The sequence below is a fragment of the Mesorhizobium sp. M7A.F.Ca.CA.002.15.2.1 genome (genome assembly GCF_003998715.1).
GTDB lineage: Bacteria > Pseudomonadota > Alphaproteobacteria > Rhizobiales > Rhizobiaceae > Mesorhizobium > Mesorhizobium ciceri.
This window is the reverse complement of sequence record NZ_RZPI01000214.1, coordinates 1-8,064: the sequence shown is the minus strand read 5'-3', so window position 1 is coordinate 8,064 and position 8,064 is coordinate 1. Positions and strand designations below refer to the sequence as shown.

General features: G+C 62.8%; 9 protein-coding genes and 1 riboswitch. Of the genes, 8 read left to right on the top strand and 1 reads right to left on the bottom strand.

The features are described from left to right. Positions 1–79: 79 nt before the first annotated feature. A complete protein-coding gene (locus tag ENZ74_RS14265; RefSeq protein ID WP_013528268.1) occupies positions 80–277 on the bottom strand; it encodes a DUF680 domain-containing protein in 198 nt (65 codons plus the stop codon). Between the two features lie 511 nt (positions 278–788). After that, a riboswitch (cobalamin riboswitch) is annotated at positions 789–991 on the top strand. A gap of 114 nt (positions 992–1,105) precedes the next feature. Here ENZ74_RS14265 and ENZ74_RS14260 point away from each other — a divergent pair. The 8 genes from ENZ74_RS14260 to ENZ74_RS14225 all read left to right on the top strand — a co-directional run. Beyond that, positions 1,106–2,353: an aromatic ring-hydroxylating dioxygenase subunit alpha gene (locus ENZ74_RS14260; protein ID WP_063169810.1), complete on the top strand. Its 1,248-nt coding sequence runs from the start codon at positions 1,106–1,108 to the stop codon at positions 2,351–2,353. 25 nt (positions 2,354–2,378) lie between these two features. Then, complete coding sequence (locus tag ENZ74_RS14255) at positions 2,379–3,479, top strand: hybrid-cluster NAD(P)-dependent oxidoreductase (RefSeq protein WP_013528270.1); 1,101 nt, start codon at positions 2,379–2,381, stop codon at positions 3,477–3,479. 169 nt (positions 3,480–3,648) lie between these two features. Beyond that, positions 3,649–4,080, top strand: coding sequence for a PqqD family protein (locus tag ENZ74_RS14250; RefSeq protein WP_013528271.1), 432 nt, complete (start codon positions 3,649–3,651; stop codon positions 4,078–4,080). 46 nt (positions 4,081–4,126) lie between these two features. Further along, positions 4,127–5,176, top strand: a complete 1,050-nt coding sequence (locus tag ENZ74_RS14245) for a hypothetical protein (protein ID WP_063169809.1) — start codon at positions 4,127–4,129, stop codon at positions 5,174–5,176. Then, positions 5,173–5,925, top strand: coding sequence for a glycosyltransferase family A protein (locus tag ENZ74_RS14240; protein ID WP_063169808.1), 753 nt, complete (start codon positions 5,173–5,175; stop codon positions 5,923–5,925). Before ENZ74_RS14245 ends, ENZ74_RS14240 begins: the two co-directional genes overlap by 4 nt. Positions 5,926–5,980: 55 nt before the next feature. Then, positions 5,981–6,733 carry a glycosyltransferase family A protein gene (locus ENZ74_RS14235; protein WP_063169807.1) on the top strand — a complete coding sequence of 251 codons (753 nt, stop codon included), beginning with the start codon at positions 5,981–5,983 and terminating at the stop codon, positions 6,731–6,733. Beyond that, the gene (locus ENZ74_RS14230; RefSeq protein WP_063169806.1) at positions 6,733–7,410 is read left to right on the top strand and encodes a glycosyltransferase family A protein; all 678 of its coding nucleotides are present in this window, start codon (positions 6,733–6,735) and stop codon (positions 7,408–7,410) included. Before ENZ74_RS14235 ends, ENZ74_RS14230 begins: the two co-directional genes overlap by 1 nt. After that, a partial coding sequence (locus ENZ74_RS14225) for a nucleotidyltransferase family protein (protein WP_164761031.1) occupies positions 7,407–8,064 on the top strand: 658 nt, incomplete at its 3' end. The genes ENZ74_RS14230 and ENZ74_RS14225, both read left to right, overlap by 4 nt.

The following is an 8,064-nucleotide window of genomic DNA, read 5'->3' as shown; positions in this document are numbered from 1 at the left end:
CTTGAATACTCCTGAATGTCTGAATTTCGCCAGGGCGGCGGGCGAGCCCGCCGTCGACCGGGGAACTGGGAATCGGCTGTTAGTTGTTGCCGAAGAGGTTGCGGTCAGCACCCTGGGCAGGCGCCTGAGCAGCCGGTTCCGACTTCTTGGTCGAAGCGGTGTACGAGCTGTCGACAGCAGTGGCTGCCGCGGCGTTGGAACCGTAGTGGTCGCTACCAGCGAAGGCGCTGCCGGAAATGGCCAGAAGGGCTGCGGCAGTGAGAATGATCTTTTTCATTTTTGGTACTCCAGTATCGTCTTTTTTCCGTCCGTCTAGCGGCGTGTCTTGGAAATGAAATCGCGTCGTTCGGACAGCCCCGATGTGGGAGGGCAAGGTCGTCTTTTCCAATCACGAAGTTGTTCCGTGTGGACCATGAATCCACACCTTGAAATTGTGCCAACGGAATCTAGGGATGCATTTTTCTTCTTCATATCAGTGTGTTAGGTGTAGCCACCTGATGGATCACTGACTGTTTCAGAGGCCCAGCGTTCACACCGTCCTGCACGCACCGTCAACAGAAACGAACCGTTCGGTTCGATTTTAGGGCGAACTAATAGTCATTTTTCGAAACCATTAACCTTTTTTGACCCCCCGCGAAGGGTCGGATTCGGGAAGATCGCAGCCGGCAAATGGCCGCCCGGGAGGTGGGATCTCGGCCCGCGACGAGCTGCAGTAGCGTTTCGCATGCCGTGTCGCGCCGCATGGATACGATGTCGTTTTCATGCCGACGGCGCGCCCGCGATCGTGGTTAGATCATACCATCTCAGGTGCCGCTTCGTGACGACGAGGCGGAGAATTGGGAAGCCGGTCAGAATCCGGCGCTGCCCCCGCAACGGTGGTGGAGTTCAAGTCGCAACGGGAGACCACTGGGCAACCGCCTGGGAAGGTGTCGCGATGGTCCGCAAGGACAACTCCAGAGCCCGGAAACCAGCCCGAGATTTTTAGACTCGACTGATCGCGGTGGGCGGTCAAGAGGTGGATAGCGCATGTCCGGCACACAGCCGGCCTGCGCTTCAATCCTTCCTCCGTCACCACCAGTTCAGTCCTTAGGAACGAGGACAGGACATGGATATCCGCAACGACATGCTGAGGCTCCTGAAGGGGCGCCGGCAAGGCTTTTCGCTGGAGCAGCCCTTCTACACCGATCCGGACTACTTCAAGCTCGACATGGAGCTGATCTGGTATCGCGACTGGCTGTTCATCGGCCATGATTGCGAACTGCCGAAGCCGGGCAGCTACATCACCGTGCAGGTCGGCGATTATCCGGTCGTCCTTGTCCGCGACCAGCACGGCAAGATCAACGCCTTCCACAATTCCTGCCGCCATCGCGGCAGCCGCGTGTGCAACACGGAGAAGGGTACCGCGGCAAAGCTCGTCTGCCCGTATCATCAGTGGACCTACGAGCTGGACGGCCGCCTGCTGTTTGCCCGCCAGATGGCCGACGGTTTCGACAAGAGTGATTTCGGCCTGAAGCCGGTCGCCTGCGAGAGCGTCGGCGGCTACATCTTCATCTGCCTGGCCAAGGAACCGGCAGATTTCGCGCCGATGCGGGCGATGATCGAACCCTATCTTTTGCCGCACCGGCTGCGTGAAGCAAAGATCGCCTTCGAGAGCACGATCGTCGAGAAGGGCAACTGGAAGCTGGTCTGGGAAAACAACCGCGAGTGCTACCACTGCGCCGCCAATCATCCCGAGTTGTGCAAGACCTTCCCCGAGGCTCCAACCATAACCGGCGTCCATGGCGCCGACAGCGACCCTGAAATGGTCGCACACTGGGCCAGATGCGAGGCATCAGGCTTGCCGAGCAAATTCCGCATCGATCCGGCAGGGCAGTACCGCGCCACCCGCGCGCCGCTGCTGCGCGATGCCGTCAGCTACACCATGACGGGAAAACGGGCGGTCCAGAAGAACCTGTCCGACAGCGTTTCAACCGACCGCATCGGCTCCTTGCTGCTCTATCACTATCCGACGACCTGGAACCATATCCTCGGCGACCACGCCGTTACCTTCCGCGTGCTGCCGATCAGTGCCACGGAAACCGCAGTGACAACGAAATGGCTCGTCCACAAGGATGCGGTCGAAGGCGTCGACTACGACCTCGCTGAGCTCACCCATGTCTGGACCGAGACCAACGACCAGGACCGCCGCATCGTCGAGGAAAACGCCTTCGGCATCCTGTCGCCGGCCTATGAACCAGGCCCCTATTCGGAGCTGCATGAGGGCGGCGTGATCCAGTTCGTCGAGTGGTACGCGTCGTTCATCGGGCCGCGCCTTGCCGAAGGCGGCCGGCCGGCCCTGCGCAGCGTCGCCTAGCCCAGGGGACAAGAGGATGAATGCGATGACGGACCTTGGCCTCTATCGCCATCTCGACCAGATGACGCCCTGGAACGACAGGCTGCAGGTGCTGGAAGTGATCGGCGTCAGCGACGAAGCGCCTGACGTGAAGACCTTCACCTTCCGCTCCGACAACCAGACCTGGTTCCGCTACAAACCGGGGCAGTTCGTGACTCTGGAACTGCCGACATCGGACGGGCCGCTGATGCGCACCTACACGCTGTCGTCCTCGCCGTCGCGGCCGTTCTCGATCGCGGTGACGGTCAAGGCGCAGGCGGGCAGCACCGGTACGCGCTGGATGTTCGACCATCTGACGCCCGGTTCGCACGTCAAGGCCTATGGGCCGACCGGCGACTTCTCGCTGCACAGCCACCCGGCCGCCAAATACCTGTTCATTTCGGCCGGTTCCGGCGTGACGCCGATGATGTCGATGCTGCGCTGGCTGAACGACTGCGCGCCATGGACCGATGTCGGCTTCGTCAACTGCGCGCGCCGCCCGGAAGAGATCATTTTCCGCAAGGAGCTCGAACTGCTCGGCAGCCGCATGCCTGGGCTGTCGCTCGGCTTCATGATCGAGGAGCGGTCGAGCCGCGAGGGCTGGTTCGGCCATATGGGCCGCATCGACGCGATCCGGCTGCCATTGCTGGCGCCCGATTTCCGCGAGCGCGAGATTTTCTGCTGCGGCCCCGATCCTTTCATGCGCGCCGTGCGCGGCATGCTGGACGCAGCCGGCTTCGACATGGCGAAATACCATCAGGAAAGCTTTGCCGCGCCTGCCGTGGAGGAGATCCCGGCGCCGTTCTCGCCGCCGGCGGAAGACGGCGCCGCTGCCACCGTGGAGGCCGTGACACCGATCCGGTTCTCGCATTCCGATGTCGATGCCGAATGCGTCGCCGGCCAGACCGTGCTGCAGACGGCACGCGCCTCGGGGGTGCGGATTCCCGCCGCCTGCGAGTTCGGCCTGTGCGGCACCTGCAAGGTGAGGAAGGTCGCGGGCGACGTCGAGATGAGCCACAATGGCGGCATCCTCGATCACGAAATCGAAGACGGCTTTATCCTCGCCTGTTGCTCGAAGCCGCTTTCGGCGCTTGAAATCGAGGCGTGACCGGCAGGCACGGTCAGAGGCTGTCCATGCCCGCGCGGCCTGCAGCTGCGCTCGGCCGGGCCTACGCCATCTTGCCAAAAACCCTGCAAATGGTTAGACGCCTGCAACGGTGGGGTTGACCGTAGGGCCCGAAGATCATCTCCGCGGCCTGCTTCGGCGGGGAGCAAACATGCGACAATCCGGCGTATATGCCATTGCCAGCAAGGATATCGTCTTTGAATCCTTCGATGGCGAAGCCGTCGTTCTCGACCTGACCACCGGTAAATATTTCGGCTTCTCTGATTCAGGCAGCAGGCTTTGGGATGCACTGTCGTCCGGCGTGCCTGCCTCCGAACTGGTCGGCGCCGCGACCGGGATTGGCGCCCTCGATGCCGCCGCGATTGACGGCTTTGTTTCACAATTGCTCGAATTCGGTTTGCTGGCGGCCGCAACCGATGGCGTGGCAAGACCGGTTCCCAGCGAATTGCTGGCTCAGCTCGCCGCTGCCGGCGAGCCCCTCAAGGTCGACATCCATGACGACCTTGCCGACCTCATTGTCGTCGATCCCATCCACGAGGTCGAGGAGCCCCTCGGCTGGCCCGCAGTGAAGCAGGCCAACTGAGGCGCGCCAGGCTCTCGTTGCCGGACGGCTCCGGAACAGGCAGACCATGCCGAACGTCACTCTCGAAAACCTGACTGACTACGCACGTCATGTCCTGGCGCAAGCGCAGAGCAGCGCCGCGCATTATCCACTGACCTGCAAGGTGGGTTTGCCGCATCTGGAGTTGACCGCTCATGTGAGTGCCGGCGCGTTGGCGGATGCCTTCGCTCATGGCTTTGTCACGGCTGCGGACAACCGAGCGCCTGCCGACATCTGCCGCATCTTCGTCGCACATCCCGGCATTGACGGCATCGCGGCACCGGCCAGATGGGGCCAAGGACCCTTCACGCAGCATGGCTTCGCCACCAGGCTGGCGGAAGCCGGATTGCGCGGCAACCATTTCCACGACCTGGATTTCTGGCAGTTCTATGATCCGCAACGTCGCGTTGGCGTGCAATTGATGGCCTCGGCCGATGCCTTTCCACCGTGGGAGCCGGGAGCGCCGCTGCGCCCCTTCCTCCATTGGGAATATGCGGCACGTGGCATGCGGCTGGCCCATGCGGGGACGCTCGGCACCAAAGGCAGGGGCGTACTGCTGGCCGGCGCGGGCGGCGCCGGGAAATCCGGGACCGTCGCCGCCGGCCTCCTCCACGGGCTGGACAGCGTCGGCGACGATTATGTGCTGGTCGACCTCTCCAACGGCGTGACTGCCCGCCCGTTGTTTTCAACACTCAAGCAGGATCCCCAGGGATTCGCGCGACTTGGGCTGGATCACCGGCTGCCAGCTCATAGCCCGCTCAACTGGCAAGGCAAATATGCTTTTCACATTCATGACATCGCGCCCCGGCCGGTGCCTGAAACCCTGGACATCGTTGCGCTGCTGGTGCCACATATCGGCGGAGGCGGGGCAAGTTCGATCGTGCCGGTGTCGCGGAGGGATGCCATGATTGCCTTGGCGCCGTCCGGCATAGCGCAGATGCCGGGCGAGCGGGAGAGCGGCTTTCGCTTCTTCAGCGACCTGACCCGCCTGCTGCCATGCTATCGTCTGTCGCTGGGGACGCAGCCACAGGAGATAGCCGGCACGATTGCGGACTTTCTTGTGCGGGGCGCTTCGTGAAACTGAGCGTGATAATGCCCGTCTATAACCGTGAACGCTATGTCGTTTCGGCATTGCGCTCGCTGGTGCGGCAGCGGGACGCCGCCGATCTCGACATCATCGTCATCGACGACGGTTCGACCGACGGCTCTGCTGAGGCCGTACGCTCGATGATGGGCGAAAACCCCTGCATCCGACTCTTCCAGCAATCGAACATGGGCGTGGCCAGGGCGCGCAACGCCGGGCTGCGGCAACTGCCGCCGGATGCGGAGTTCGTGTCATTCCTGGATTCTGACGACATCTCGCTGGCCGGACGGTTCAAGGCCGATCTCGCCCGCTTCGAGGCTACCTCCGGGCTTGAGCTAACCTATTCGCTGATGACGCTGGTCGACCGGATCGACGACGAGAAGCTCGAGCCGGAGGCGGACTGCTGTACCATGACGCTTCGCGGAATTTCGCTGAGCACCGCTCTCTTCAGTCGAACGCTTGTCGATCGCATCGGCCATTTCGACGAGGACTTTGAGCAGTCCGAGGACACGGATTATCTGTTGCGAGTCTTCGAAACCGGTCCGCGCTACGAATTGCCGAACACCGTCGCGATCTACTACCGACGCCACGCCGGAAATGTCACCAAGGAACATAGCGGCAGGGTCCGCAACCACTTGCGTGCAATCCACAAGTCGATGCGGCGGCGCAAGGCCGATCCGTCACGGCGAGAGGTCCAGGGCATCTTCGAATTGAAGAGTCCCGCCGATTGGCGGATGCCATGATGCTCGAGACAATCGGCTCGGATCAGCCAAGCCCGCAACGCTGCTGGAGACGCCGATGAGGCTGAGCGTCATCATGCCGGTCTACAATCGCGAACAATTCGTTGGCCTGGCGCTGCGCTCGTTGCTCAGGCAGCGCGAAGACATCGATCTCGACATCATCGTCATCGACGACGGGTCGACCGATGGCTCGGCAGCCGTCGTACGGTCGTTGATCGACGAGGCCCCATGCATTCGTCTTTTCCAGCAGATCAATGGCGGGGTCACCAAGGCGCGCAATGCCGGGCTGAAGCAGTTGCTGCCGCAGACGCGTCTGGTGTCGTTTCTCGATTCGGACGACATCTCCCCGATAGGCCGCTTCAAGGCGGATCTCGCCTGCTTCGAAGAGGATCCTGGCCTCGAGCTGACCTATTCGCGCATGACGCTGGTCGACAAGATAGATGGCGAGACACTGGAACCGGCCGCCGACAGCCACTCCATCACCGTGCGAGGGATCCACCTGTCCGCCGGGATCTTCGCGCGAGACCTCATCGAGCGCACCGGTGGTTTCGACGAGGATTTCAAACAGGCCGAGGACACCGACTATCTGTTGCGTATCTTTGAGAGCCAGGCAAAATACGTTATGCCCGATACGGTGGCTCTCTATTACAGGCGTCATCCCGGCAACATGACCAAGGAAGCCGATGTGCCCTTTCGCGAGTTCATGCGCGCCATTCACAAGTCGATGAAGCGTCGCAAGGCCGATCCCAGCTTGCGCCGGGTGGAGGGGATCTTCGACTTCAAGGATCTCGCGCAGTGGCGGTTCCTTTGATGGCAGGCTACGGCGTCGTCATTCCGGCTTTCAACGCGGCCGCCACCATAGGCGCTGCCCTGAACTCCGTTCTGGCCCAGACGGCAAAAGCGGAGGCCATCGTCGTGGTCGATGACGGTTCGACCGACGATACGGCCGCGGTGATCGATGCGATGAACCTGCCGGTGACGGTGCTGCGACAGGACAATGCCGGACCCGGCAGCGCAACGACCCGTGGCATTGCGGCACTCTCGACGCCGCTCATCGCGACGCTCGATGCCGACGATTTGTGGCTGCCGGACAAGATCGAACAGCAACTGGCCTATCTCGGCCGTCATCCCGGGACAGCGGGCGTCTTTACGCACTGGCGGACGTTTCGCGGCGACAGCCCCGATTTGCCCGATGCGGCCAGTGGAGCGGGCTGGTCGCGCACGACGATGATGATCCGCCAGGAGGTGGTGCAGAGCGTCGGTCCCATCATCGACCCACCAGGCGGTCGCGGCGAGATGATCGACTGGATCGCCCGGGTTCGTGAGGCAGGCTTTGTACTTGCCATGCTCGACGACGTGCTTGCATTGCGCCGCATCCGTCCGGGCAGCCTTTCCTACGGCCGCGATCCGGCACGCGACCGGGGCTATATCCAGGTCGCAAGGCTCGCCATGCAGCGGCGGGCCCAGAACAAGGCGGGCTCCAGTTGAACGCCAGGCCTGTTCGCCGCATCAGCCGCCGCTTCCCGGACTATGGCTGGTCGTGGCCCACCGGCCAGTTGGACCTGTTGCTGAAGGCGGCGCTGCTCTCCGATGAGGACGCAGCCGCTGCCTGCGCCGCGCGCTGGCTCGACGAGAACGACATCGACCTCGTCTCGTTTCGAGAACATCGTCTGCTCGCCGCCATCTCCGACAGGTTCGGCAGAAAACTGGCCGGGCATACCGCGCACCCGCGCCTCGTCGGCCTGCAGAAGATGCTGTGGACGAAGTCGCGCATGGCGATGCGCGAGGCCGAGCCGACGCTGAAGGCGATGGCCGACGGCGGCGCCGACATCATGCTGATCAAGGGCGCCAGCCGCATTGCCTTGAACGCGTCGGCGCAGCGTGGTCGGGTGGCGCATGACATCGACATACTGGTGCGCCCGCGCGACATGGCTGCCGTCTTCGACATCTTGCGCGACCGCGACTGGCAGATCGCCTCGGGCGTCAGCGCGCAATATCTGCGAACCCGGTTGGCGTCGCTGCGGTCGATGAACTTCTTCAAGGGCCGTTTCGGCGACATCGACCTGCACCAGCTCGGCTATGATGGGTCGCAGACGAGCGCGGAAGACGACCTGGCGATCTGGCAACGGGCGGTCCCGGCAC